The sequence below is a fragment of the Pseudomonas sp. KCJK9016 genome (genome assembly GCF_046231795.1).
Taxonomy (GTDB): domain Bacteria; phylum Pseudomonadota; class Gammaproteobacteria; order Pseudomonadales; family Pseudomonadaceae; genus Aquipseudomonas; species Aquipseudomonas bananamidigenes.
Genome location: NZ_JBJJMM010000009.1, coordinates 182,584 through 207,481, shown reverse-complemented (window position 1 = coordinate 207,481; position 24,898 = coordinate 182,584). Strand labels below are relative to the sequence as shown.

Sequence of the window (24,898 nt, the reverse complement as noted above, 5' to 3'; positions counted from 1 at the left end):
AATAACGATTAAATGTAGTTTTGGAAAATGGCACGCCCGCTGCAACAGTCCTTGCAACTTCCACCAAAACGCAAGGAACTGGAAAATGACTGACCTCAATAAAGAAGCCATCTCTGTCCTCAATGACCTGATTGAAACCAGCAAGGACGGCCAGGAAGGGTTCAAGACTTGCGCCGAGGACATCAAGCACCCTGAACTGAAAGCCCTGTTCGCGAAACGCTCCGCCGACTGCGCCACGGCGGCTGCCGAATTGCAGGCGACCGTGCGCTCGATGGGCGGCGATCCGGAAACCTCCACCAGCGTAAGCGGTGATCTGCATCGTCGCTGGGTCGACGTCAAAGCGATGTTCACCGGCAAGGACGAAGAGGCCGTGCTCAACGAAGCCGAGCGCGGTGAAGATCACGCGTTGAAGGCTTACCGTGAAGCGATCGAGAAGATCAACAAGCACAACCTGGTAGGTATTCGTGATCTGGTCGAGCGTCAGTACCATGGCGTGCAACGCAATCACGATCAGGTGAAAGCGCTGCGTAACCAGGCTCGCGCACGCTCTTAAGCGTTCGAGGCCAAAAAAAACGCCAGCTAGTCTGGCGTTTTTTTTGGCCGGATTTAACCGGGGATCATCAGCCAATGCTGATGGCCGGCAAGGTCGGCAAGGTCACGGTCTGCTGTTTGCGCGGCGCCAGGATCTCGGCCTCGCCATCGACCACCAGCTCATCGCGCTGGTTGAAAACTCGGGTGGCGATGCGTACGCGGAATTTAGGCAGTTTTTCGAGGATTTCCAGGCGCACGGTCAGGGTGTCGCCGATCTTCACCGGCTTCTGAAAGCTCATCTGCTGTCCGATATAAATGGTGCCCGGCCCAGGCAGCTCGCAGGCCACGGCTGCACTGATCAGCGCGCCGCTGAACATGCCGTGGGCGATACGCTCCTTGAACATGCTCGCGGCGGCGAACTCGGCGTCCAGGTGCACCGGGTTGTGGTCGCCGGACATCGCGGCGAACAGCTGGATGTCGCGCTCCTCGACAGTCTTGCTGTAGCTGGCGGTCTGGCCCACTTCAAGGGCTTCGTAAGGGATGTTGGTAACCTGGGTCATGGGTCTGAATTCCTGTGACGGATGAAATGAATCCACAAAAAGACTATTCGCTGCGGTGCGGACGGGGATGGCTCAAGGCCTGGTCGATCCAGGCCAGGATATCGGCGGTCACTTCGTCGCGGTTGCTCTCGTTGAACAACTCGTGCCGGGCCTGCGGGTAAATCTTCAATTGCAGGTTCTGGCTGCCGGCCGAGCGCAAGGCGTTGGCCAGATCAGTCAGACGCTTGCCTTCGCTCACCGGATCACATTCACCGCCGATCACCAGCAGTGGCAGGCCCGGGTCGATCTGGGCGAGATTGGACGCTTTACTGATTTGCTGCAAGCCACCGAGCAGGTCGATCCACAGCTGATTGGTGCAGCGAAAGCCGCACAGCGGGTCAGTGGCATATTTATCGACTTCGGCCGGATCGCGACTCAGCCAGTCGAACGCGGTACGTGTCGGCTTGAATTTTTTGTTGAACGAGCCGAACGACAGCCATTCGATCAGCGCGCTGCGCCCCTTGGCACCCTGGCGCAATTTTTCGAAACGGGCGATCTGCCGCGCCGTTCGATACAGCGCCACCGGCTGGAAATTCGAGCCGCTGAGAATCGCGCCATGCAGGCTGGCGCTGTGATGCAGCAGATACGCCTGCGCGATGTAGCTGCCCATGCTGTGCCCGAGCAATATGATCGGCACGCCGGGATGGCGCTGGCCGATGCACTGGTTGAGGCTCGCGAGATCGCCGACCACCTTGCACCAGCCATCGTCGTCGGCAAAATGCCCCAGCGTCCCATGACCGGCCGTTTTGCCATGACCGCGCTGATCCGGCGCGTAAACACCGTAGTCTGCGGCGCAGAACGACTCTGCCAGTCGCCCGTAGCGGCCGCTATGCTCGGCCATGCCGTGGGCCAGCAGAATCACCGCTTTCAGCGGCGCAGACGGCAGCCACTGGTTGACGAACAGACGGCTGCGGTCACTGGCGTCCAGCCAGAAGGTATCGTGGATCATGGCGCTTCCTTTTGCTGCCTGCTTTTGCTGAAGGGGCTCGAAGACGTTGCATTGTATAGCGCGTCCGATCCGGTCACGCCACGGCAGGAAGATTCACACGATCAATGAGGACCTTGCCCGTATTTGCCTGATTGACCATAGCTGCTAGTGTCCGTGAAGCCCCGCTTTTTGCTGTGTGCTCTTCCATGGACGGGAGAGAAGTGACAGCGACGCGGTCCCGGATCGGCTCAGGTAAAGAGGACAAGAACAATGCAACCTGATTTCTGGAATGACAAACGCCCGGCGGGCGTACCCCTGGACATCGACGTGAATGAATTCAAGTCGGTGATCGAGGTGTTCGAGCGTTCCTGCAAGAAATTCGCTGATCGCCCGGCGTTCAGCAACATGGGCGTGACCCTGACCTACGCTGAACTCGAGCGTCAGAGCGCCGCATTCGCCGGTTACCTGCAAGCCCACACCGACCTGGTGCCGGGCGATCGCATCGCGGTGCAGATGCCCAACGTCCTGCAGTATCCGATTGCCGTGTTCGGCGCCTTGCGCGCCGGGCTGATCGTGGTCAATACCAACCCGCTGTACACCGCGCGGGAAATGCGCCATCAGTTCAAGGATTCCGGTGCCCGGGCGTTGGTGTATCTGAACATGTTCGGCCAGAAGGTCCAGGAAGTGCTGCCGGACACTGACATCCAGTACCTGATCGAAGCGAAGATGGGTGACCTGATGCCCGCTGCCAAGGGCTGGCTGGTCAACACCGTGGTCAGCAAAGTGAAGAAAATGGTCCCGGCGTACTCGTTGCCTCAGGCCCTTTCCTTCAAGAGCGCGTTGCGTATGGGCCGGGGCCTGGGTATCCAGCCGTTGAAGGTCGGCCTGGACGACATCGCCGTCCTGCAATACACCGGCGGCACTACCGGCCTGGCCAAGGGCGCGATGCTCACTCACGGCAATCTGGTGGCCAACATGCAGCAGGTTCGCGCCTGTCTCTGTCAGTTCGGCAGCGATGGCCAGCCACTGTTGCGAGAGGGGCAGGAGGTGATGATCGCGCCACTGCCGCTGTACCACATCTACGCTTTCACCGCGAACTGCATGTGCATGATGGTCTCCGGCAACCATAACGTGCTGATCACCAACCCGCGTGACATCGGCGGCTTCATCAAGGAACTGAAGAACTGGAACTTTTCGGCGCTGCTGGGGCTCAACACGCTGTTCGTTGCGCTGATGGATCATCCGGACTTCAAGACCCTGGATTTCTCCACGCTCAAACTCACCAATTCCGGTGGTACCGCACTGGTCAAGGCCACCGCCGAGCGTTGGGAGCAGATCACCGGTTGCCGGATCACCGAAGGCTACGGGTTGACCGAAACCTCGCCGGTCGCCTGCACCAACCCTTATGGTCAATTGTCGCGGATTGGTACGGTCGGCCTGCCGGTGCCGGGCACCCGGTTGAAGGTCATCAATGACGAGGGCGTCGAGCAACCCTTGGGAGAGCGCGGCGAACTGTGCATCAAGGGCCCGCAGATCATGAAGGGTTACTGGAACAAACCCGAAGCCACCGCCGAGGTGCTGGACGCCGAGGGCTGGTTCAAGTCCGGCGACATAGCGGTGATCGACCCGGACGGCTTCGTGCGCATCGTCGATCGCAAGAAAGACATGATCATCGTCTCCGGTTTCAACGTGTACCCGAACGAAATCGAAGACGTGGTGATGGCCCACCCGAAAGTCGCGAACTGCGCAGTGATCGGTGTGCCGGACGAGCGCTCGGGCGAGGCGGTGAAGCTGTTTGTGGTGGCCCGGGAAACCGGGGTCAGCCTGGAAGAGCTGAAGGCCTACTGCAAAGAAAATTTCACGGCGTACAAGGTACCCAAGCACATCGTGCTGCGTGAGTCGCTGCCGATGACGCCTGTCGGGAAGATTCTGCGGCGCGAGTTGCGTGATATCGCATAGACACGCTTGAAGCAGAAGATCGCCGCCTGCGGCAGCCTCTGAGCGGGAAACGTTTTCCCGCCGGAAGGGTCACGGGCGACGATCTTTTTGCTTTGAAGGCCCCGAAAACCGGGGCTTGCAGAGATTTGTAGGATTTTTGCTCTAAAATGACTGCCAGTAATTCTTGAGTCATTAAAATGACTGCAGGGGCCGCTTTTGGCTCTAGTCGACCCTCGGCAAAGCTGCTACTCTCGGCGCGCTTTGTGACTTCTCGGCCTGCAAAAAGCCAGATTCACCAATACAAGACAAACACCAATAATAATCGCATCAAATGCGGTGCTGAATTCGCGTTGCTGAGGAGTGGGCTTCCATGATCGAAGACTTTTGGAAGGATAAGTACCCCGCTGGAATTGCTGCCGACATCAATCCAGACGAGTACCCGAATATTCAGGCAGTGTTGAAGCAATCCTGCCAGCGCTTCGCCGACAAACCGGCGTTCAGCAACCTGGGCAAGACCCTCACCTACGGTGAACTGTACGAATTGTCCGGTGCGTTTGCCGCTTATCTGCAACAGCATACCGATTTGCAGCCCGGTGATCGAATCGCCGTGCAACTGCCCAACGTGTTGCAGTACCCGGTCGCCGTCTTCGGTGCCATCCGTGCCGGGCTGATCGTGGTCAACACCAACCCGCTGTATACCGCGCGGGAAATGGAACATCAGTTCAATGACTCCGGCGCCAAGGCACTGGTGTGCCTGGCGAACATGGCGCATCTGGCCGAAGCCGTGGTGCCGAAAACCGGCGTCAAACACGTCATCGTCACCGAAGTCGCCGACCTGTTGCCGCCGCTCAAGCGGCTGCTGATCAACAGCGTCATCAAGTACGTGAAGAAAATGGTGCCGGCCTATCACCTGCCCAAAGCCGTCAAGTTCAACGACGTGCTGAGCAAAGGCCAGGGCCAGCCGGTCGCCGAAGCCAACCCGGACAGCGGCGACGTTGCCGTGCTGCAATACACCGGCGGCACCACCGGCGTGGCCAAGGGCGCGATGCTCACCCATCGCAACCTCGTCGCCAACATGCTGCAGTGCAAGGCGCTGATGGGCTCCAACCTCAATGAAGGTTGCGAAATCCTGATCACGCCGCTGCCGCTGTACCACATCTACGCGTTCACCTTTCATTGCATGGCGATGATGCTGATCGGCAACCACAACATCCTGATCAGCAACCCGCGCGACCTGCCGGCCATGGTCAAGGAACTGTCGAAGTGGAAGTTCAGCGGTTTCGTCGGCCTCAACACGCTGTTCGTGGCCCTGTGCAACAACGAAGGTTTCCGCAAGCTGGACTTCTCGGCGCTGAAAGTCACCCTGTCCGGCGGCATGGCCTTGCAACTGGCCGCAGCCGAGCGCTGGAAAGCGGTCACCGGTTGCCCGATCTGCGAAGGCTACGGCATGACCGAAACCAGCCCGGTGGCCACGGTCAACCCGATCCAGAACATCCAGATCGGCACCATCGGCATTCCGGTGCCATCCACTTTGTGCAAGGTCATCGACGACAGCGGTGTAGAGCAACCGCTGGGGCAAATCGGTGAACTGTGCGTCAAGGGGCCGCAAGTGATGAAGGGCTACTGGCAGCGTCAGGAAGCCACCGACGAGATCCTGGACGGCGAAGGCTGGCTGAAAACCGGCGACATCGCGCTGATTCAGCCGGACGGCTACATGCGCATTGTCGATCGCAAGAAAGACATGATCCTGGTCTCCGGTTTCAACGTGTACCCGAACGAGCTGGAAGACGTGCTGGCGACCCTGCCGGGCGTGTTGCAGTGCGCGGCGATCGGCATTCCGGACGAGAAGTCGGGCGAGGCGATCAAGATTTTCATCGTGGCCAGGCCAGGCGTCACGCTGACCAAGGAAACGGTGATGGAGCACATGCGCGCCAACGTCACCGGCTACAAGGTGCCGCGTTCGGTGGAGTTCCGCGATGCGCTGCCGACCACCAACGTCGGCAAGATCCTGCGCCGCGAATTGCGCGACGAAGAGCTGAAGAAGATCAAGGCCAGGAGCGCCGCGTAAAGCAAAAAGCCCCGCAGATGCGGGGCTTTTTATTGGTGCAGGGCTTGATCGGTTACTGACGGAACGCCGCAAAGTTCACGTTGGTCCCCGCCGGACGCATGTCCTGCAGGTACGAATCCTTGTCGGCGCTCAGTTCCAGACTCAGGGCCGCCTTGCGCTTGCCTTCGTTGCGGATCACCAGGCCGTCGAGCTTTTCCCGCAGGAATGCGGTCGGCACTTTCAGGTGCAGCAGTTCGTCGGTGGCCGGGGTGTGCATCAACAGGTGAATCCACTCGTACTGACCGATGGCCAGACGCTTCACCGGTAGATCGAACCACCAGATGTTGCGGTTGCGGTTCAGTTCGGCGAAGTGGCAATTGTTGGTGCCGAGCACGGCACCGCCCAGTTCCTGGTTGCGACGGGCGATGGCCTGCTTTTTATCGAGTTTCATAACATTCCTGCGGGATCGGTTCTGTGGCGCCTGACGCCTTATGATGGGCATTCTCGGGGCTCCGCTCGCAAACATAAAGCCCAACCTGCACGCCACGACGAAATGAGGCCTGAAAATAAATGAAACCTGGCGCAAATCGGGACGGTCCATCGTTACGTACTGACTTTTCCCCTTCAATGCACCCAGGAGAAACACCATGAGCAGCACAGGCGATAAAGTGAAAGGCATGGCCAACGAAGCCGTCGGCAACATCAAGCAAGGCGTCGGTAAAGCCACCGACAACACCAAGCTGCAGGCCGAAGGCAAACTGCAAGAGAAGAAAGGCGAGGCCCAGCAAGCGGTGGGCAAAGCCAAGGACGCGATCAAGAAAGGCGTCGACAAGGCTTGATTACGCCTTGAACGAAACACCGAAGCGGCCATCCAAGGATGGCCGTTTTTGTGTGCCGTTCACATGCCGTCACGGATCACAGTGTTTCAGAGTCGCCAAGTAGGCTACTTTGATGAGAGAACACGGCCCCTGAGTCGCCACGACTTCAACCTGTTTTGCGGCGAAAGGAGACGCGAATGATTTTCCCCGACATGAAAGGCCTGCCCCTGCACCGGGTCATCGTGCGTACCGTCACCGAGTTCATGGATGACGAGATGTCGACCTATGCCTCGGCACTGGCCTACCAGATGCTGTTCTCGTTGTTCCCGTTCATTCTGTTCCTGATTGCCCTGATCGGTTTCCTGCACCTGCCGGACTTCTTCTCCTGGCTGCGCCTGCAGTCGGAGCTGGTGTTGCCGCCCCAGGCGCTGGAGCAGGTCAACCCGGTGATCGACCAGTTGCAGCAGTCCAAGGGCGGCCTGCTTTCCGTGGGTATCGTCATCGCCCTGTACACCGCGTCCGCCGGTGTGCGCCTGATGATGAGCGCGATGAACGCGGCCTACGACGTGGTCGAGGGCCGGCCGATCTGGAAGCGCTTTCCGCTATCGATTTTCTACACCATCGGCATCGCCGGCATGTTGCTGGTGGCCGCCGCGTTGATGGTGCTGGGGCCGCAGGTGATGACGTGGATCGCCGGGCAGGTCGGTCTGGAAGACTTCATCGTCACGGTATGGACCATTGCCCGCTGGCCGGTGATCGTGATTCTGATGATGGTGGCCGTTGCGGTGATCTACTACGTGATGCCAGACGTCAAGCAGGAGTTCCGCTTCATCACGCCGGGCTCGGTGCTGGCGGTGGTGGTGTGGATCGTCGCGTCCCTGGGCTTTGCGTTTTACGTCAAGACGTTTGCCAACTACAACGCCATGTATGGCAGCATCGGTGCGATCATCGTGCTGTTGCTGTATTTCTACATTTCTGCCGCCGTGTTGCTGCTGGGCGCGGAGATGAACGCGGTGATCGAACACATGTCCAGCGAGGGCAAGGACCCGGGCGAGAAAGTCCCCGGTGAACTCGACGAACATCCCAAACAACACGTTTCCGGCCTGGGCCGCGATCCGTCACTCAAGCCGAACACAGACGAAGCCTGATCATGATCCGTGAAATCCTGAAGATGGGCGACGAACGCCTGTTGCGCATTGCCCCGCCGGTGCCGGCCGAGATGTTCGACAGCCCGCAGCTGTGGCAACTGATCGACGACATGTTCCAGACCATGGAAAGCGTCGGCGGCGTCGGCCTCGCCGCGCCGCAGATCGGTGTCGACCTGCAACTGGTGATCTTTGGCTTCGAGCACAGCGAACGTTACCCGGACGCCGAAGCCGTGCCACAGACCATTCTGATCAATCCACTGATCACGCCGCTGAGCCCGCTGATGGAAGAGGGCTTCGAAGGCTGCCTGTCGGTACCCGGCCTGCGGGGCGCGGTGGATCGCTACCAGCAGATCCGTTACGAAGGTTTCGATCCCAAGGGCGAGCCGATCATGCGTGTGGCCTCGGGTTTTCATGCACGAGTCGTGCAGCACGAGTGCGATCACCTGATCGGGCGGCTGTATCCGTCGCGCATCACCGATTTCAGCAAGTTCGGTTTCACCGAGGTGATGTTCCCGGATCTCGACCCCGACGCCGACGACTGATCAGTCCGCCTGCGGCGCCAGTTCCATGGCAATCATCGGCTTGCTCCGCGCATAACGGCTCAGGCGTTCGGCCATGGCCTGGGGCAGGGCGGGATCGAAGGTGAAGCCGCGCCGCTCATAGAATCCGCGCAGGTCCGGGTGGCAGAACAGCCAGACCGGCGCCTTCACATCTTTCACCGCTGCCGCAATCAATTGGGCGGCGATGCCTTGTTCACGACAGGCCGGATCAACGAACAGCCCGGTCAGCCAGTGCCCGCCGAACACCGGTCGCAGACACAGCGCCGCCACGATTTCTTCGCGCCTCGCCACCCACAATTGTGCTTCACGAACCGCTTTCATCGACGATTGGTGCTGGCGGTAGAACTTGTTCATCAAGGGCCAGGACAATTCATCGAGCTGGCTATAGCGGGTATCGGTCATCACTCGGGCTGCCGGTTCAGAAAGAGACGGGATTATAAGGATCCCGGCTCGCAAAAATAATCTGCAAGATCTCCCGCGGGTGTTGCACAGAACGATCAGACCTTCGTTCCGAGCCACGCCATGACCCATTATTTCGACGATGCCCATCGCCAACAGATCGAGACCCTGCGTCAACGCTTCACCGCCCGTACCGACTGGCCGACCTGGTTGCTGCTGATCGGCGTATACGGCGGCTGGTTCACCCTTGTGGCGGGCAGTGAGTGGCTGGGTCTTTGGTGGAGCACGTTGCTGCTGATTCCATTGCTGGTGCTGTGGTTGTCGGTGCAGCACGAGTTGCTGCATGGCCATCCGACGCGCTGGATTGTGGTGAACAAGGTCCTCGGTTATGCGCCGTTCGCCGTGTGGTATCCCTACACGCTCTATCGCGACAGCCATTTGCAGCACCATCGCGATGAGGACCTGACGATCCCCGGCCTCGACCCGGAAAGCCGTTACCTGAGTACCGGGCGCTGGCAGGGCTGCTCGCGATTCGAGCGCAACCTGCACTGGCTGAACAAGACTGTGCTCGGCCGATTCATTCTCGGCGCGCCGCTGGCATTGCTGGCACTGGCCGGTGAGGAACTGCAACGCCTGAAAAACGGCGAGCGTCAGGCCTGGCTGATGTGGCTGACCCACGGCACCTTGACCGTGCTGATGCTGCTTTTCATCGCCCGCTACAGCCTGTTGCCGGTGTGGCATTACCTGTTTTTAATCAGTGTGCCGGCGCTGTCGATTGCGATGGTCCGCTCTTACCATGAGCACCGGCCATACGCACAACCGCAGCAGCGCACAGTGCTCAACGAGGCCGGATGGCCGTGGCGCTGGCTGTTCCTGAACCTGAATTTCCATCTGGTGCACCACGATTTGCCGAAGCTGGCGTGGTACGACTTGCCCAGGGTTTACCGCATGCGTCGCGAGCAATGGATCGAACGCAGCGGCGGCTTTCTGGTGCAGGGTTACGGGCAATTGTGGCGCGAACACGGTCTCAAACCGATCGACAGTCCGCAGCATCCATTCAGTTGAGGAAACCATGACGTCAGGTTACGCAGAGCTGTTGATGTACATCGCACCGGAGCCGATCCGGGCGGCGAATGAGCAATGGCTGGCGCGAATGCTCGATCACCTGGACGGCTCGCGGCTCAGTGCCGAAGGCTTGTCGCTGCCGGAACTCTGGCTGTCGCCGCAATTGCTGCTGACCCAGACCTGCGGCTATCCACTGATGACCGCGCTGCGCGGGCAGGTGAGGATTGTCGGTCGTCCACGCTACGAGTTGCCGGATGCGACGGCCGGCAATCATTGCAGCCTGATCCTGGCCCGGGCCGATGATCCGCGCCAGAACCTGGCAGCGTTTTTCGACAGTCGCGGGGTGATCAACAGCGAGGATTCCAACAGCGGCATGAACCTGTTGCGCCAGCGTCTGACGCCGTTGCATCGGGAGGGCCGTTTTTTCGCTTCGGTGGGCCTCAGTGGCGGCCATCGCCAGAGCCTGCGCTGGTTGCGTGAAAACCGTGCCGACCTGGCGGCCATCGACAGCGTGACCTTTGCATACCTGGCGCAACACGCCGCCGAAGAGGTCAGCGGCTTGCGGGTGGTGGCGCGCAGTGCGCTCAGTCCGACCTTGCCCTTCATCACCGCTGCCAGTGCTTCGGACGCACAGATCGAACAACTGCGTCGGGCGATGAATCGTGGCCTGCAAGACTTGCCGGACGTAGCCCGCATCCTGGGATTGCCGCAAGTCCTGCCCGCCAGTGAAAGCGATTACCTCGTCCTGCTGGATTATCAGCGCGAGGCCGAAGAACTGGGTTATGACCGTTTGCGCTAGCGGTTTTGGATAATTCTTTAATGGAATATAAAAATTCTTTTTAAGTATTTTTAACGCATAAGGCGCCTTGCTAGGATCGCGCCACCGGACGACCGGACATTCAGCGACCCTTGACCAAGGAGCCCCCATGTCCGGCGCCGACTCATCCCATCGAAATCATGTGAACACGTTGTTTCGCGACCATTACCAATGGTTGTGCACACGCCTGCGTCGGCATTCGAACGATGCAGCCGCAGCCGAAGACCTCGCCGCCGAAACCTTCGCACAACTGCTCGAAGCGTCGACCCTGACCGCCATTCGCGAGCCCCGCGCCTTGCTTACCACTATCGCCCGGCGCCTGCTGTATGAGCGCTGGCGGCGGGGCGATCTGGAGCGTCGGTATCTGCATCAGCTTCAACAGGGCGACCTTGATCATGCGCCCTCTCCCGAAGACCTGGCACACCTGGCGCAAAGTCTCAAACATCTGGACCGGACGCTGCAGCGTCTGCCGGGCAAGGTGCGCTCGACCTTTCTGCTGGCCCGCATCGACGGCCTGACCTACCCGCAAATCGCCGCCGAACTGGGCATCTCCCAGCGTTCGGTGAGCCTGTACATGACCCGTTCCCAAGCGCTGTGCAACCGCCACAGCGCCAACCAAACCCTGATTTCCTCCCAGAACAAGAGGTCCGCATGAGATCGATCAAAAACCTGCTCGGCAGTTCGCTGCTGGCCCTGACCCTGACGGCCGGACACGCCGTGGCAGCGGAAAAAACGGCACCGATCCACTTCGGTGACATCACCTGGGAAAGCGGCAGTTTCATCACCGAAGTACTGCGCCTGATTGTCGAGAAAGGCTACGGCTACTCCACCGATACACTGCCGGGCAGCACCGTCAGCCTGGAAGCGGCGTTGGCGAAAAACGACATCCAGGTGATCGGCGAAGAGTGGGCCGGGCGCAGTCCGGCGTGGGTCAAGGCGGCTGCCGAGGGCAAAGTGTTCAGCCTCGGCGACACGGTGAAGGGCGCCACCGAAGGCTGGTGGGTGCCTGAATACGTGATCAAGGGCGACCCCGAGCGCGGAATCAAGCCGCTGGCACCGGAGCTTAAATCCGTGGCCGACCTGCCGCGCTACAAGGATGTATTCAAGGACCCCGAAGACCCGAGCCGCGGGCGATTCCTCAACAGCCCGACCGGTTGGACTTCCGAGATCGTTAACAGTCAGAAGCTCAAGGCGTACGCGCTGAACGACAGCTTCGTCAACTTCCGTACCGGTTCCGGCGCGGCACTGGATGCCGAGGTGGCGTCGTCGATCAAGCGCGGCAAACCGGTGCTGTTCTACTACTGGTCGCCGACGCCGTTGCTCGGTCGCTTCAAACTGGTGAAGCTGGAAGAGCCGCCGTTCGACGCCGAGGCCTGGAAAACCCTGGCCGATGCCAGCAACCCCAATCCGCGAGGCACTCGCTCGATGCCGGCCAGCCTGGCGATTGGCGTGTCGGCACCCTTCAAGGCACAGTACCCGGAGCTGGTGACGTTCTTTGAGAAAGTCGACTTGCCGATCGATCTGCTGAACCAGACCCTGGGCGGAATGAGCGAAAAACGTCAGCAGCCACGCCAGGTCGCCGAGGCATTTCTGCGCGATCAACCGCAAGTATGGAAACCGTGGGTTCCGGGAGAGGTGGCGAATAAAGTCAGTGCGGGTCTGTAGTTCTTTTCCGGTCATTAAGTTGTTTTAAAGTTGCCATTGCGAGTCTGTCGCAATGGCAACAAACATCCCGCCCGCTGAACCGTTTCTCGTCCGTTTCCTGTCCGGAGTCGCCGGATACTGGCCGACTAGTGGCCTTGCGCAAGGCTTTGCGCTGTCTATGCTCAGCTGTAACTAACTATGTCGACCGCAGCCAAAGCGCCTCGACGACAACCGGTTAGCCGAGAACAAAGCTGCCAGAGTGCGCAATCCAAGGCACCGACACTTAACCGGCAAGGAGCATGTTTTTTAAATGGAAGTTCTTTTGCGCGTTAGGAATGGCCCGTTCGCGGGCTATCAAGAGAAGGATGTCTTGATTAGAGCGTCGCTGCATGGACTCTTTGATTAATCATCGTTTATCACCTGACAACTTCCTCCCGTGGAGGAATGCGTGTGCCTGTTCTGTGGAACGTAGTGGTGGATTCTGAAAGACCTGAACTTTCATCAAATCAAAAGACCGCGCCGAAGGTGATACAAACATGTTCAACCTACATCACAAGGCTGACTTGCAGGAAATCGAACGTTTCAGCTGTGCCCTGACCGAAGCCAACGCCAAGCTGGAGGCGATCAGCCGCTCCATGGCGATGATCGAATTCACCCCCGACGGCATCGTGCTGGATGCCAATGACAACTTCTGCAAGACCATGGGCTACAGCGCCGAGGAAGTACGGGGCAAGCATCACCGGATCTTTTGTGAAGAAGCGTTTTATCGTAGCGAGGAATACGCAAAATTGTGGCGTGACCTGGCCCGTGGCGAACCGCTCAGCGGGACTTTCCTGCGTTTGAACAAACGCGGTCAGGAGATCTGGCTGGAAGCCAGTTACATGCCGGTGTATGGCCCGGACAAACAGGTTCGAAGTGTGATCAAAGTGGCCTCGGACATTACCGCGCGGGTGAACAAGGAAAAAGAAGAGGAAAGCATGCTCGCCGCCATCAGCCGTTCGATGGCCGTCATCGAGTTCACCCCGGAAGGCAATGTGATCTCGGCCAACGACAACTTCCTCAAGACCATGCAGTACTCGCTCAATGAAATCGTCGGTCACCATCACAGTCTGTTCTGTCACCGTGCCGAAGCCGAATCGGCACAATACAAGGCGTTCTGGGCCTCGCTCAATCGCGGCGAATATCACTCGCACCGCTTCGAGCGCAAGAACAAGTCCGGGCAGACGGTTTACCTCGAAGCCTCCTACAACCCGCTGTTCGACGCCAAGGGCCGGCTGTACAAGGTGGTGAAATTCGCCAGCGACATCACCCACCAGATGACCACCTTGCAGACCGCTGCGGAATCGGCCCACAGCACCTCGGTACAAAACGACGCCTGCGCGCAAAAAGGCTCACAGGTCGTGCAGCAAACGGTGCAGATCATTCAGGACATTTCCCGCGACCTCAACGAAGCGGCGTTGAGCATCGATGCCGTGAACAAACAGTCGGACATCATCGGCACCATCGTCCAGACCATTCGCGGAATTGCCGACCAGACCAACCTGCTGGCACTCAACGCGGCCATCGAAGCGGCACGGGCCGGTGAGCACGGACGCGGTTTTGCGGTGGTGGCGGATGAGGTGCGCAGCCTTGCGGCGCGGACCAGTCAGGCGACCCTGGAGATTGTCGATGTGGTGCGCAAGAACCACGAGTTGTCACTGAGTGCGGTGTCGAGCATGCAGTCGAGCCTGAGCCGCACCGGGCTTGGGGTGGAACTGGCGAACGAGGCGGGGGACGCGATCCGCGAGATTCAGCAGGGCTCGCGGCATGTGGTGGATGCGATCAGCCAGTTCAACGAGACGTTGCAATTGAACTGATGGCCTGGAGATAAAAAAGGATCCCCGCAGGGATCCTTTTTCTTTGCGTCGTTTTTCAGCTTCAGAGCGAAGCCAGGAACTTGTCGGCCGACTGGTCGCTGAGCTTGACCGAGTTGGCGTCCTGCTTGTTCTGCTTCTCGGCTTCGGCGAGTTTCACCTTGTCCTGCAGACGGTCGGCGATCTCTTTGTTGATGGCCTGTTGTTTTTCCGGCGGCATCGCTGCGATGTCATCTTCGGTCAGACCCATTTCCTTCAGGATGCTGTCGCGCAGGCGCTGTTCCGGCGACTTGCTCATGTAGTCCTTGAACTCGTCCAGCGCCGAAGATCCGGAGGATCTGGTCGGCGAAGTATCGGAAGTTTGCAGGGCGACACGGGTCTTGGCGAACGCCTCGTCGACGTTGTCACTGATGCGTGTGGCTTCGTTGACTTGCCGGGTGGCGAGCCGGGTTGCGGAATCCTGCACCTTGGCAGAGGCTTCGGCAGTTTGCGCTTGAGCCTGGGTTTGCAGGGTCTGCAGCATTGCGCCATGCAGTCCGCCTTGCAGACCGGCCGCTGCCGTGGCGGTCGCATCATCATTGAGCGGCTTGGGCAAATGGATGATGGGCTGTTGTTTTGCACTGACCAACATGATGGATAGACCTGTAGGTAATGACTGTCAGCCCTTCGGCAGCAAATACCGTGCCTTTCGAAGAACCCCCCTGATTTCAGTGGCTTGGGCTCAAGCATCGTCGGGTGAAGCGGTCATCCCTTGCCGGAGGGCGGCAGAAGATGACCGTTGTCCGTCAGCGATGGGCGATGTTTTCCAGCGCCAGGTTGCGGGTGCGAGGGCCGAAATAGCCGATGGTCAGCATCACGATCAACATGCTGACGACAATGAACGCCAGCACGCCCGGCGTGCCGAAGTGGTCGAGGAACAGACCGATCAACAGGCTGCTGAACACCGTCGACAAACGACTGAACGAATAACAGAACCCCACCGCCCGGGCGCGGATGTTGGTGGGGAACAGTTCGCTCTGATAGGAGTGATAACTGAAGCTCAGCCAGGCATTGCAAAAGGTGATCATCACCCCGCAGAAGATCAGGCCGAAGGCGCTGGCCTGCAAAGCGAACAAGGTGCCGAAAGTCATTGCACCCAGGGCCGAACCGACGATCTGCCACTTGTTCTCGAAGCGGTTGGCAAATTTGACGAACAGCAGCGGCCCGAGCGGGTAGGCGAGGGTGATGATGAACGCGTACATCAGGCTGTGAGTGACGCTGATGCCCTGGCCGGACAGCAGCGCCGGCAACCAGTTGCCGAAGCCGAAGAAGCCGATGGCCTGGAAAATGTGGAAGACGATCAGCATCAGTGCGCGGCGGCGATACGGCGGTTGCCAGATGTCGGCGAAGCGGCCCTTGCCTTCTATGTCGATGGCCACGGTTTCCGGCGCATCCAGTGGCTGACGGTGATCTTTTTCGCAGCGTGCCTCAATGGCTTCGAGAATCCGGTTGGCCTCATCGAAGCGTCCATGCTGGGCCAGCCAGCGCGGCGATTCTGGCAGGCGCTTGCGCAGCCACCAGATAAACAGCGCAAACACCGCACTCGCCAACACCACCCAACGCCATCCGGACACCCCGAACGGCGCCTGCGGTACCAGCCACCAGGACATCAGCGCCACCGCCGGTACCGACAGAAACTGCACGAAAAACGCGAAGGCGAACGCTGAACTGCGCATGCGTTTGGGGACCAGTTCCGAGAGGTAGGCGTCGATAGTCACCAGCTCGATGCCAAGGCCAATGCCCACCAGAAAACGCATGCAGATGATTCCCAGCGCCGAACTCTGCAGGCCCATCAGCACCGTGGCCACGGTGTACCAGACCAGCGCGAAGGTGAAGATCGCCCGCCGCCCGAAACGGTCCGCCATCGGGCTCAACAGGCTGGCGCCCAAAAACAGACCGAGGAAGGTCGCCGAGGCGAAGGCCGCCTGATCGGAAAAACCGAACACGCCCTGATTGCCGGTGGCGAAGATGCCGTCGCGGATCAGACCGGGGCTGATGTAGGCAGTCTGGAACAGGTCGTAGAGTTCGAAGAAACCACCGATCGACAACAGCGCCACCAGCCGCCAGATCGTGGCGACTGCCGGCAGGCGGTCGATGCGGGCGGAAATCCGGGCGGCGCGTATCGGGTCGATGCCGTCGCGTTGCGCGGCTGCGGGGGCGTGTGCAGTCATGGGCCGATCCATTTTTTTATGATGGAAAAGCTTAGCCTGCTATCGGAAATCAAGGATTGCTTATATCGGCGGTTGGTACGGGAAAATCGCCGATTTCTTGCAATATCTGTTTACCAATCAGCGATTCATGCTGCAGGTGCCGGATCCGGCAGCGCCGAGGCCGGCAGGCCGAACACCTTATCGAACAGCCAGTTGAAGACGAAGGTGTAGCAAGGAATGAACACGATCAGCGCCAGATCCAGCAGGAAGGCCTGCACCAGGCTGATGTTCATCCACCACGCGATCAGCGGAATCAGGAACACGATCAGTGTCAGTTGAAAGCCGACGGCGTGGGCGATGCGGCGTTTGACCGTGCGGGTGCGCGAGGCCTGACGGCTTTCCCAGCGCTCGAACAGCGAGGTGTAAATGAAGTTCCAGGTCACGGCGATGGTGGTGATGATCACTGCCAACGGGCCGGTGCTGCCGGGCGAGGTGCCGGACAACAGAGCCAGGCCGAGGGCCGAGAAGGTCATGCCGATCACTTCATAGAGCGATACGTAGACCAGTTTGCGTTTGACGCCTTGCATGGGGAATTGCCTCTTTCTTGCGACTTGTGGCCATCAGGGCTGGCGAAGGCGACGAAAGATAGCTTCAATATTGATGACAGAAAAAGTCATCAGTTTTCAGTTTTATTGACAGGTGTGTGGATTGAATTTCAACAGCGAAAGCATCGAGCTGTTTCTCGCCGTGATGGAGCGCGGTTCGTTTTCCGCGGCGGCCAGGGTGCTGGGCAAAGTGCCGTCGGCGGTGAGCATGGCCATCGGCAATCTGGAAGCCGAACTCGGTTATGCGCTGTTCGACCGCAGCAGTCGCGAACCGCAACCGACGGCGATGGCGTTGTCGCTGGTACCTCATGCGCGACTGATCGCCGATCAGCTCAAGCAGTTGCGGGTGCATGCGGTGCAGTTGTCGTTGGGGCTGGAAAGCAAATTGTCGATCGGCGTGGCGGCGGATATCGATCGTCGGCGGTTGCTGGCGGCCATCAAGCAGATCAGCGAGCGTCATCCGCTGCTCGACATCGAAGTGCTGACTGCGCCGCAGGATGATGTGCTGGCGATGCTCCACAGCGGGCGGGTCAGTGTGTGCCTGGCGTTCGCCGGGTTGAGCGTGAACGTGCTGGAGCGCTTTCAGTTTGTCGGCAGCGAGCGAATGATTGCGACGTTGGCGGCGGACAGCCCGTTGTTGCAGGGGCAGGATCTGTTTCTCGAGGATCTGGTGCAGGTGCGGCAGATCGTGGTTGGCAGTCGCGATCTGCCGATCAGCGAAACCCGGCCGCTGGTGGCCGAATCCCACTGGCGTACCGACAACCTGGAAACGGCACTGGAAATGGTGGAAGCGGGGCTGGGCTGGGGCAATTTCCCGCTGTCGGTGGTGCAGCCGTGGCTGGACTCTGGGCGATTGAAACGGCTGAATTTCCGCAACATCGAAAACGGCCTGGTGCTGCCGGTGCACGCGGTGTGGCTCAAGAGCCAGCCGTTGCAGAAGGGCGCGCTGGCTCTCGTGGAGTTGCTGGGCAATTGAGTCAGGTGCTTTCGCGGATTTTCAGTTCGAAGCCCATGTCCTCCACCGGTCGCGCCACGCTGTTGCCGGCCATCAGCGTCAGCATCTGCTCCGCCGCACGCCGGCCGATGGCTTCACGCGGGGTGTTGATGCTGCTCAGACGCGGCACCATGTGCTCCGACATCGGCAGGTCGTTGAAGCCGAGGATCGCCACTTGCTCGGGGATCCTGATCCCGTTGCGCAGCGCTTCGAGCAAGGCACCCTGAGCCAGGTCGTCGTTGCCGAAGAAGATGGCATCGACGTCCGGGTGCGCTGCCAGCAGCTGCAGGAACAACTCGCCCCCCAGGCCGACGGACGATGAGCGCGGGGTCAGCACTTCCAGATCCGGGTCATAGCGACCGGCCTTCTGCAAGGCTTTGCGGAACCCTTCGCCGCGCAGCAGGGTGCGCTGATCGAGTTGCGCGCCGATGTAGGCCAGACGCTTGCGGCCCCGGGACAGCAAATGTTCGGCGGCGGTTTCCCCGGCGCTGAGCTGGGAGAAGCCGACGCAGTTCACCCCGGCGGCGCTGTCCAGTTCCATCATGTACACGCAGGGAATATTGCTGGCCTCGATCATCCGCCGCGAGGTTTCGGTGCGGTCGAAGCCGGTCAGCAGAAGGCCCCGTGGCTGATAGGCCATGTAGTTGCGCAGCAGGTTTTCTTCTTCATCCCGGGAGTAGTGGAAGTTGCCGATCAGCACTTCAAAGCCTTTGGGCGTGAGCACCCGATGAATGGCTTCCAGGGTATCGATGAACAACAGGTTGGCCAGCGAAGGCACCAGCACCACCACCGAATGGCTCTGGGCCGAAGCCAGGGCGCGGGCGGCAGGGTTGACCACATAGTTGAGTTCCAGCGCGGCCTTCTGGACTTTCTCCACCAGTTCGGTGGCGACGGTGCTGACCCCGCGCAGGGCGCGGGAGGCGGTAATCGGACTGACGCCGGCCAGCCGGGCAACTTCATTGAGGGTGGGACGGCCGGTGGTGCGGGTGTTTTTATCGTTTTTTGGGGTGGTCATCGGGCGGCTTGCCAAACAAAAATCAAGGCACTAAGGTAGCGCTGTCCTTATGCAGCTGCAAATGCGTGAGCGAGGTCCTGCCTGATCCTCGCTTTTTGGCGTGGGGACAAAACCTGCTGCAACCCAAAAAAACGACAAGAAGGCGTCGGCAACTTCTGCCTGTGCACTAGAGTCATAGCTAGCGAAGGTAGCGCTGTCTGCGCGCTGAGGTGTTAAATGAATCATCCCATCACCGCCCTGGTCATCATGGGCGTTGCCGGTTGCGGCAAGACGTGCGTCAGCGAGGCCCTGTGCCGATTGAGCGGCGCCACTGCCATTGAAGGCGATACTTTCCATCCGGCCGCGAACATCGAAAAGATGAGCGCGGGGATTCCCCTGAACGACGAAGACCGTGCCGGCTGGCTCGACAGCCTGTGCGACGAACTGCGCCGCGTCGACGCCAAGGGCGAGCGCCCGGTGCTGACCTGCTCGGCCCTCAAACACATTTACCGCGAACGTCTGCGCAGTGCCTTGCCGGGCCTGGGTTTCGTGTTCCTCGAATTGACGCCTGAAGTCGCCGCCGACCGCGTGTCCCATCGCCCGGGGCACTTCATGCCGGCCACCTTGATCGAAAGCCAGTTCGCCACGCTTGAATCGCCGGTCGGCGAACCGTTGACCCTGGCCCTGAATGCTTCGATCCACAGCGTTGAAGAACTGGCGTCGCAAGCTCACGTCTGGTGGCAGGCCCATGGCCTGAAGCAGGCGGTATGAGTGTGATTGTGAAGACAGCGCTGTCCTTTCGGCTTCTGACTAACCCGCTTTAATAACAACAACAAACCAGGAGACACCCCCAATGTTTGGCATGTCCCATGACGCCTATCTGCTGCTCGATGCAGTGGTCACGGTGATCGGGCTTATCGTCCTGATCACCAAATTCAAGCTCCATCCCTTCATTGCCCTGACCATCGCCGCCGCGTTCCTCGGCCTGACGTCCGGCATGCCGATCGGCACCATCATCAAGGCGTTCCAGGACGGCTTCGGTGGCGTGCTCGGTTTTGTCGGCATCATCCTCGCGCTGGGCACCATGCTCGGCAAAATGATGGCCGAATCCGGCGGTGCCGATCAGATCGCCCAGACCCTGATCCGAGCCTTCGGCAAGGACAAGGTGCAGTGGGCGATGATGTTCGCCGCGTTCCTGGTGGGCATTCCGCTGTTCTTCGAAATCGGCTTCGTGCTGTTGATTCCGCTGGTGTTCATCGTCGCCCGTCGCACCGGCGTATCGATCATCAAGATCGGCATTCCGCTGCTCGCGGGTCTCTCCGCCGTGCACGGTCTGGTACCTCCGCATCCGGGCCCGCTGCTGGCCATCGGCGTGTTCGGTGCCGACATCGGCAAGACCATTCTCTACGGTCTGATCGTCGCGCTGCCGACTGCCATCATTGCTGGCCCGATCTTCGGTACGTTCATCGCCAAACACATTCCGGGCACGCCGAATCAGGAACTGGTCGATCAACTGGCCCGTGAAACCGATTCGACCAAGCTGCCAAGCTTCGGCATCACCCTGGTCACCGTGCTGCTGCCGGTGTTCCTGATGCTGCTGAAAACCTTCGCTGATGTGGCGCTGCCGGACGGTCATTTCTTCCGCACCTGGATGGACATGATCGGTCACCCGATCTCGGCGCTATTGCTGGCACTGTTGCTGTCGCTGTACACCTTCGGCCGTAAGCAGGGCATCGGTTCCCAACAGATGCTCAAGTGGCTGGATGCGAGCCTGGCGCCTACCGCTGCGATCATCCTGATCATCGGTGCCGGTGGCGGCTTCAAGCAGATGCTGGTGACCAGCGGCGTGGGTGACGTGATTGGCCACATGGCGGTCAGCGCGCAGATCTCGCCGATTCTGCTGGCGTGGCTGGTGGCGGCGGTGATCCGTATCGCGACCGGTTCGGCCACCGTGGCGACCATTACCGGCGCGGGCATTGTGGTGCCGGTGGTCGGGATGATTCCGGGTGTGAACCGTGAGCTGCTGGTACTGGCTACCGGTGCCGGTTCGCTGATCCTGTCCCACGTCAACGACGCCGGTTTCTGGCTGGTGAAGCAGTACTTCAACATGACCGTGGCCGAGACCTTCAAGACCTGGACAGCGATGGAAACCATCCTGTCGGTGGTGGGCCTGGGTTTCATTCTGTTGCTGTCGCTGTTCGTTTAAGCAGGCACACCGCAAAACAAATGTGGGAGCGAGCCTGCTCGCGATGAGGGCATAACATTCAATGAAAATGTTGAATGTCAGTCCGCAATCGCGAGCAGGCTCGCTCCCACAATGTTATGTGCCCAGCGTCAGGATTTGGTGATCAGGCCATCGGCCCGGAACATCCCGCGAATCCCGCGTACCGCCTGACGAATCCGGTCCTGGTTCTCGATCAGCGCGAAGCGCACGTGATCGTCGCCGTACTCGCCAAAACCGACACCCGGCGAAACGCAGACCTTCGCCTCGGCCAGCAGCTTCTTGGCGAACTCCAGCGAACCGAGGTGCGCATAGGCGTCGGGAATCTTCGCCCAGACGTACATCGAGGCTTTCGGGTTCTCGACCATCCAGCCCAGTTCATGCAGGCCTTTGACCAGCACGTTGCGGCGCTGACGGTACTGTTCGGCGATGTCGCGCACACACTGTTGATCGCCTTCCAGCGCAGCAATTGCGGCCACCTGCAGCGGGGTGAAAGTGCCGTAGTCGTGGTAGCTCTTGATCCGCGCCAGTGCGCTGACCAGCTCTGGATTGCCGACCATGAACCCGATCCGCCAGCCCGCCATGTTGTAGCTCTTGGACAGGGTGAAGAACTCCACCGCGATGTCCTTGGCGCCCGGCACCTGCATGATCGACGGGGCTTTCCAGCCGTCGTAGACGATGTCGGCGTAGGCCAGGTCGTGCACCACCAGCACGTCGTACTGTTTGGCGAGGGCGATAACCCGTTCGAAGAAATCCAGCTCCACGCACTGCGCGGTGGGGTTGGACGGGAAGCCGAGGATCATCATCTTCGGTTTCGGGATCGAGCCGCGAATCGCCCGTTCCAGCTCATCGAAGAAATCCACGCCCGGCACCAGCGGCACCGATCTCACCTGGGCGCCGGCAATCACGGCACCGTAGATGTGAATCGGGTAACTCGGGTTCGGCACCAGCACGGTGTCGCCCTGATCCAGGGTCGCCAGCATCAGGTGCGCCAGGCCTTCCTTGGAACCGATGGTGACGATGGCTTCGCTTTCCGGGTCGATATCGACCTCGTAGCGTTCCCTGTACCAGTTGGAAATCGCCCGGCGCAGGCGCGGAATGCCTTTGGACGTGGAGTAGCCGTGGGTGTCTTCGCGTTGTGCAACCTGCACCAGTTTTTCAACGATGTGCGGCGGCGTGGCGCCGTCAGGGTTGCCCATGCTCAAGTCGATGATGTCTTCGCCACGACGTCGGGCGGCCATCTTCAGCTCGGCGGTGATGTTGAAAACGTAAGGGGGGAGTCGATCGATGCGCGCAAAGCGGCGCGGCGAACCTTGTTCAGCCATTGTTGCCTCGGATAACGTAAGCGCCCGGAACCGTCCGAGCGACGCTGGTCACTGCGGTGACCTGTGGCGGAAGATAAGGGCAGCAGTGGCAGACTGTCCAGCGTGTACGACAACAATTTTTTCCCAAGGAAAACGGTCAATGGAATTCACCAGCGGCTTCTTGCTGAGCCTTTCGCTGTGCCTGGACATCGGCGTGGCCAACATCGCGATGATCACCCTGGCCATGCAGCGCGGCTATTTTCAGGGCTTCGCGCTGGGTCTCGGGACCTGTGTCGGTGACCTGATCTACGCGGTGCTGGCCCTGGCCGGGATGACCGTTCTGCTGCAATACGAAACCGTGCGCTGGGTGCTGTGGATCGGTGGCTCGGCGCTGTTGATCTACTTCGCGGCGAAGATGATTTATTCGGCCATTCATCATGAAGCGCAGCTGGCGCAGGCAGCGGAGGTCGGCCAGAACTCCCATCGCAAGGAATTCTTTCGGGGGATTTTTCTCGCCATGTCGTCGCCGAGCGCCATCCTCTGGTTCGCGGCAGTGGGCGGCACCTTGATCGCCCGTTCCGGTGGCGGCGGCCCCTTGAGCTCGGCGCTGTTCCTCGGCGGCTTCCTGTGTGCCGGGCTGTTGTGGTCGGCGGGCCTGTGCTTCGCCGCAAGTCATGGCGGCAAGCTGCTGGGCGACAAACTGCTGCGCTATTCCTACCTGGCATCTGCAGCGATCTTCTGCTATTTCGCGGTCTACGTGATCGTATCCGGTTATAACGAATTCGTCGGCTCAGGCGCCGCCGAGGCCCTGCATGCGCTGTAAATGTGCGAATCGGGTTTGGCTTCTATACTCCCAGCCGAACCCACTTTTTTCGTTCCAAGGAGTCGAGTCATGGATGAGCAAAAACGCGTCGAAGTGGCTGAACCTCGCTTCGAACATGGACACTTCCTGCTGATTGCAGGTTTTCGCGACCGTTTCACCAAAAAGACCGTTCAGGACATCTCGGCGCTGTGGGAAAAACTGATCCCGCACATCGGAAACATTCCCGGCCAGAAAGGCGAAGTCACCTACGGTGTCTGCAGCAATTTCGACGGCAACGGCGGTTTCGATTACATGGCCGGCGTCGAGATCAGCAAGCTTGATGAGTTCCCGCAGGAAAAGTATCCGTGGATCGAAATTCTCCCACGTCAATACGCGGTGTTCGAACATAAGGGTTCGCTGGATCAGTTGCCGAAAACCATTGATTACATCTACAACACCTGGCTGCCGGCGTCCGAGTACAAAGGGCTGAACGCCCCGGAGCTGGAGCGCTACAGCGCCGACTTCAATCCAAGGCTCAGAACCGGAAAGCTGGAAATCTGCGTTCCGGTCGAAAAGAAAACCTGATGGGCAACCGGCAGCGCGAACCTGTTTCGCGCTGCCGTTCGAGTCCTATTTGCCCTTGATCCGTCGTGCCCGCAACAGGTCGATGCCCAGGGTGATGAAGCCGAAGACGCTGATGCCCAACACCATCAACAAACCGATTTCCACGCTGCTCATAAGCTGTTTCCCCCTTCGGGTGATCAGAGACAGTGCTCAGGAATAGACCGTCCCGATTGCGAAGAAAAGTGCTTATACGCAGGCTTTACGCTGCCCGTGCGGATCGATATGAACACCTTATTCCTTTATTCTTGGCAGCCCCGTTTTCACTGATTTCGAGCCGCCATGAACACCGTCATCCGCCACGTCACCGCCGCCGACCTGGACCGCTGCTACGCCATCGAGACCCTCGCCTACGAAGGCGACGAAGCCGCGACTCGCGAGAAAATCGCCACGCGTATCGCCACCTGGCCGGACGGTTTCATCGTCGCCGAAGTGGACGGGCAGGTGGCCGGGTTCATCAACTCCGGTGCGGCGTTTGATGTGCAGATGTCCGACGAGGCGTTCAAGGAACTGATCGGCCACGACCCGGCCGGACCGAACGTGGTGATCATGTCGGTGGTGGTGCACCCGGATTATCAAGGCCTCGGTCTGGCCAAACGTCTGCTGGGCGAGTTCATCGAGCGCATGCGCGCCCAGGGCAAGGCAACGATTCACCTGATGTGCAAGGAACGGCACATACCGCTGTACGCCGGATTCGGTTTTGCCTACATCAAACCGTCCGAGTCCGACCACGGCGGGATGGCGTGGCATGAGATGATTCTGACCCTCTGAAGAACAGCCCCGGACCTGATTGTTCCCACGCAGAGCGTGGGAACGATCGA

At 59.8% G+C, this 24,898-nt stretch carries 26 protein-coding genes and 1 pseudogene; 18 read left to right on the top strand and 9 right to left on the bottom strand.

The features are described 5' to 3' along the window. The first annotated feature begins 85 nt into the window (after positions 1-85). Entirely contained in the window at positions 86-553 is a 468-nt protein-coding gene (locus ACK6BI_RS11570; protein ID WP_065259338.1) for a PA2169 family four-helix-bundle protein, read from the top strand. A 67-nt stretch (positions 554-620) separates the two neighbouring features. On the opposite strand, the gene ACK6BI_RS11565 is transcribed toward ACK6BI_RS11570, so the two are convergent. After that, positions 621-1,091, bottom strand: a complete 471-nt coding sequence (locus ACK6BI_RS11565) for a MaoC family dehydratase (RefSeq protein ID WP_003227420.1) — start codon at positions 1,089-1,091, stop codon at positions 621-623. 43 nt (positions 1,092-1,134) lie between these two features. Further along, positions 1,135-2,079: a lysophospholipase gene (locus ACK6BI_RS11560; protein WP_409317162.1), complete on the bottom strand. Its 945-nt coding sequence runs from the start codon at positions 2,077-2,079 to the stop codon at positions 1,135-1,137. A gap of 249 nt (positions 2,080-2,328) precedes the next feature. Between ACK6BI_RS11560 and fadD2 the strand changes: the two genes are divergently transcribed. Together fadD2 and fadD1 are read left to right on the top strand one after the other, a co-directional pair. Then, positions 2,329-4,017, top strand: a complete 1,689-nt coding sequence (fadD2, locus tag ACK6BI_RS11555) for a long-chain-fatty-acid--CoA ligase FadD2 (RefSeq protein WP_409317161.1) — start codon at positions 2,329-2,331, stop codon at positions 4,015-4,017. 349 nt (positions 4,018-4,366) lie between these two features. Further along, positions 4,367-6,064 (top strand): long-chain-fatty-acid--CoA ligase FadD1, encoded by a 1,698-nt coding sequence (gene fadD1 / locus ACK6BI_RS11550; protein ID WP_409317160.1) that lies wholly within the window; start codon positions 4,367-4,369, stop codon positions 6,062-6,064. Between the two features lie 52 nt (positions 6,065-6,116). Here fadD1 and ACK6BI_RS11545 read toward each other — a convergent pair whose 3' ends face one another. Next, positions 6,117-6,494 carry a hypothetical protein gene (locus ACK6BI_RS11545; protein ID WP_065259334.1) on the bottom strand — a complete coding sequence of 126 codons (378 nt, stop codon included), beginning with the start codon at positions 6,492-6,494 and terminating at the stop codon, positions 6,117-6,119. Between the two features lie 196 nt (positions 6,495-6,690). On the opposite strand from ACK6BI_RS11545, the gene ACK6BI_RS11540 reads away from it, so the two are divergent. The 3 genes from ACK6BI_RS11540 (at position 6,691) to def (ending at position 8,551) form a co-directional block, all read left to right on the top strand. Beyond that, on the top strand, positions 6,691-6,882 hold the full coding sequence (locus ACK6BI_RS11540; protein ID WP_248742534.1) for a CsbD family protein: 192 nt from the start codon (positions 6,691-6,693) through the stop codon (positions 6,880-6,882). 176 nt (positions 6,883-7,058) lie between these two features. Next, on the top strand, positions 7,059-8,009 hold the full coding sequence (locus ACK6BI_RS11535) for a YihY/virulence factor BrkB family protein (RefSeq protein WP_409317159.1): 951 nt from the start codon (positions 7,059-7,061) through the stop codon (positions 8,007-8,009). 2 nt (positions 8,010-8,011) lie between these two features. Continuing rightward, positions 8,012-8,551: a peptide deformylase gene (gene def / locus ACK6BI_RS11530; RefSeq protein WP_409317158.1), complete on the top strand. Its 540-nt coding sequence runs from the start codon at positions 8,012-8,014 to the stop codon at positions 8,549-8,551. Here def and ACK6BI_RS11525 read toward each other — a convergent pair whose 3' ends face one another. Further along, the gene (locus tag ACK6BI_RS11525) at positions 8,552-8,971 is read right to left on the bottom strand and encodes a GNAT family N-acetyltransferase (protein WP_409317157.1); all 420 of its coding nucleotides are present in this window, start codon (positions 8,969-8,971) and stop codon (positions 8,552-8,554) included. Positions 8,972-9,091: 120 nt separating this feature from the next. On the opposite strand from ACK6BI_RS11525, the gene ACK6BI_RS11520 reads away from it, so the two are divergent. From ACK6BI_RS11520 to ACK6BI_RS11495, 6 genes and pseudogenes are all read left to right on the top strand, one after another. Beyond that, positions 9,092-10,033, top strand: coding sequence for a fatty acid desaturase (locus ACK6BI_RS11520; RefSeq protein ID WP_409317156.1), 942 nt, complete (start codon positions 9,092-9,094; stop codon positions 10,031-10,033). A 7-nt stretch (positions 10,034-10,040) separates the two neighbouring features. Then, on the top strand, positions 10,041-10,832 hold the full coding sequence (locus ACK6BI_RS11515; protein ID WP_409317155.1) for a phosphate/phosphite/phosphonate ABC transporter substrate-binding protein: 792 nt from the start codon (positions 10,041-10,043) through the stop codon (positions 10,830-10,832). Positions 10,833-10,959: 127 nt separating this feature from the next. Beyond that, on the top strand, positions 10,960-11,505 hold the full coding sequence (locus ACK6BI_RS11510) for a sigma-70 family RNA polymerase sigma factor (protein ID WP_409317154.1): 546 nt from the start codon (positions 10,960-10,962) through the stop codon (positions 11,503-11,505). Beyond that, on the top strand, positions 11,502-12,515 hold the full coding sequence (locus ACK6BI_RS11505; protein ID WP_409317153.1) for an ABC transporter substrate-binding protein: 1,014 nt from the start codon (positions 11,502-11,504) through the stop codon (positions 12,513-12,515). The genes ACK6BI_RS11510 and ACK6BI_RS11505 overlap by 4 nt, the downstream gene beginning before the upstream one ends. Positions 12,516-13,030: 515 nt before the next feature. Further along, a pseudogene (locus tag ACK6BI_RS11500) lies at positions 13,031-13,801 on the top strand (PAS domain-containing protein); the annotation flags it as partial. 9 nt (positions 13,802-13,810) lie between these two features. Next, positions 13,811-14,350 (top strand): methyl-accepting chemotaxis protein, encoded by a 540-nt coding sequence (locus tag ACK6BI_RS11495; protein ID WP_409317179.1) that lies wholly within the window; start codon positions 13,811-13,813, stop codon positions 14,348-14,350. Positions 14,351-14,411: 61 nt separating this feature from the next. On the opposite strand, the gene ACK6BI_RS11490 is transcribed toward ACK6BI_RS11495, so the two are convergent. The 3 genes from ACK6BI_RS11490 to ACK6BI_RS11480 form a co-directional block, all read right to left on the bottom strand. After that, positions 14,412-14,978 (bottom strand): hypothetical protein, encoded by a 567-nt coding sequence (locus tag ACK6BI_RS11490; protein ID WP_409317152.1) that lies wholly within the window; start codon positions 14,976-14,978, stop codon positions 14,412-14,414. Positions 14,979-15,132: 154 nt separating this feature from the next. Continuing rightward, on the bottom strand, positions 15,133-16,557 hold the full coding sequence (locus tag ACK6BI_RS11485) for an MFS transporter (RefSeq protein WP_409317151.1): 1,425 nt from the start codon (positions 16,555-16,557) through the stop codon (positions 15,133-15,135). 125 nt (positions 16,558-16,682) lie between these two features. After that, the gene (locus tag ACK6BI_RS11480; protein WP_409317150.1) at positions 16,683-17,123 is read right to left on the bottom strand and encodes a PACE efflux transporter; all 441 of its coding nucleotides are present in this window, start codon (positions 17,121-17,123) and stop codon (positions 16,683-16,685) included. 121 nt (positions 17,124-17,244) lie between these two features. Here ACK6BI_RS11480 and ACK6BI_RS11475 point away from each other — a divergent pair, with 121 nt between their 5' ends. Then, positions 17,245-18,117, top strand: coding sequence for a LysR family transcriptional regulator (locus ACK6BI_RS11475; protein WP_409317149.1), 873 nt, complete (start codon positions 17,245-17,247; stop codon positions 18,115-18,117). Between the two features lies 1 nt (position 18,118). Here ACK6BI_RS11475 and ACK6BI_RS11470 read toward each other — a convergent pair whose 3' ends face one another. Continuing rightward, on the bottom strand, positions 18,119-19,150 hold the full coding sequence (locus ACK6BI_RS11470; protein WP_065259320.1) for a LacI family DNA-binding transcriptional regulator: 1,032 nt from the start codon (positions 19,148-19,150) through the stop codon (positions 18,119-18,121). Positions 19,151-19,366: 216 nt separating this feature from the next. Between ACK6BI_RS11470 and ACK6BI_RS11465 the strand changes: the two genes are divergently transcribed. Together ACK6BI_RS11465 and ACK6BI_RS11460 are read left to right on the top strand one after the other, a co-directional pair. Continuing rightward, positions 19,367-19,900: a gluconokinase gene (locus tag ACK6BI_RS11465; protein WP_065259319.1), complete on the top strand. Its 534-nt coding sequence runs from the start codon at positions 19,367-19,369 to the stop codon at positions 19,898-19,900. A gap of 82 nt (positions 19,901-19,982) precedes the next feature. After that, on the top strand, positions 19,983-21,335 hold the full coding sequence (locus ACK6BI_RS11460) for a GntP family permease (RefSeq protein ID WP_409317148.1): 1,353 nt from the start codon (positions 19,983-19,985) through the stop codon (positions 21,333-21,335). A gap of 128 nt (positions 21,336-21,463) precedes the next feature. On the opposite strand, the gene alaC is transcribed toward ACK6BI_RS11460, so the two are convergent. Then, positions 21,464-22,675, bottom strand: coding sequence for an alanine transaminase (gene alaC / locus ACK6BI_RS11455; protein WP_409317147.1), 1,212 nt, complete (start codon positions 22,673-22,675; stop codon positions 21,464-21,466). Positions 22,676-22,814: 139 nt separating this feature from the next. Between alaC and ACK6BI_RS11450 the strand changes: the two genes are divergently transcribed. The 3 genes from ACK6BI_RS11450 to ACK6BI_RS11440 all read left to right on the top strand — a co-directional run bounded on the left by ACK6BI_RS11450 (position 22,815) and on the right by ACK6BI_RS11440 (position 24,848). Continuing rightward, on the top strand, positions 22,815-23,477 hold the full coding sequence (locus tag ACK6BI_RS11450; protein WP_409317146.1) for a LysE family translocator: 663 nt from the start codon (positions 22,815-22,817) through the stop codon (positions 23,475-23,477). A gap of 69 nt (positions 23,478-23,546) precedes the next feature. Then, complete coding sequence (locus ACK6BI_RS11445) at positions 23,547-24,041, top strand: GyrI-like domain-containing protein (protein WP_409317145.1); 495 nt, start codon at positions 23,547-23,549, stop codon at positions 24,039-24,041. A 318-nt stretch (positions 24,042-24,359) separates the two neighbouring features. After that, a complete protein-coding gene (locus ACK6BI_RS11440) occupies positions 24,360-24,848 on the top strand; it encodes a GNAT family N-acetyltransferase (protein ID WP_085709682.1) in 489 nt (162 codons plus the stop codon). Positions 24,849-24,898: the final 50 nt, after the last annotated feature.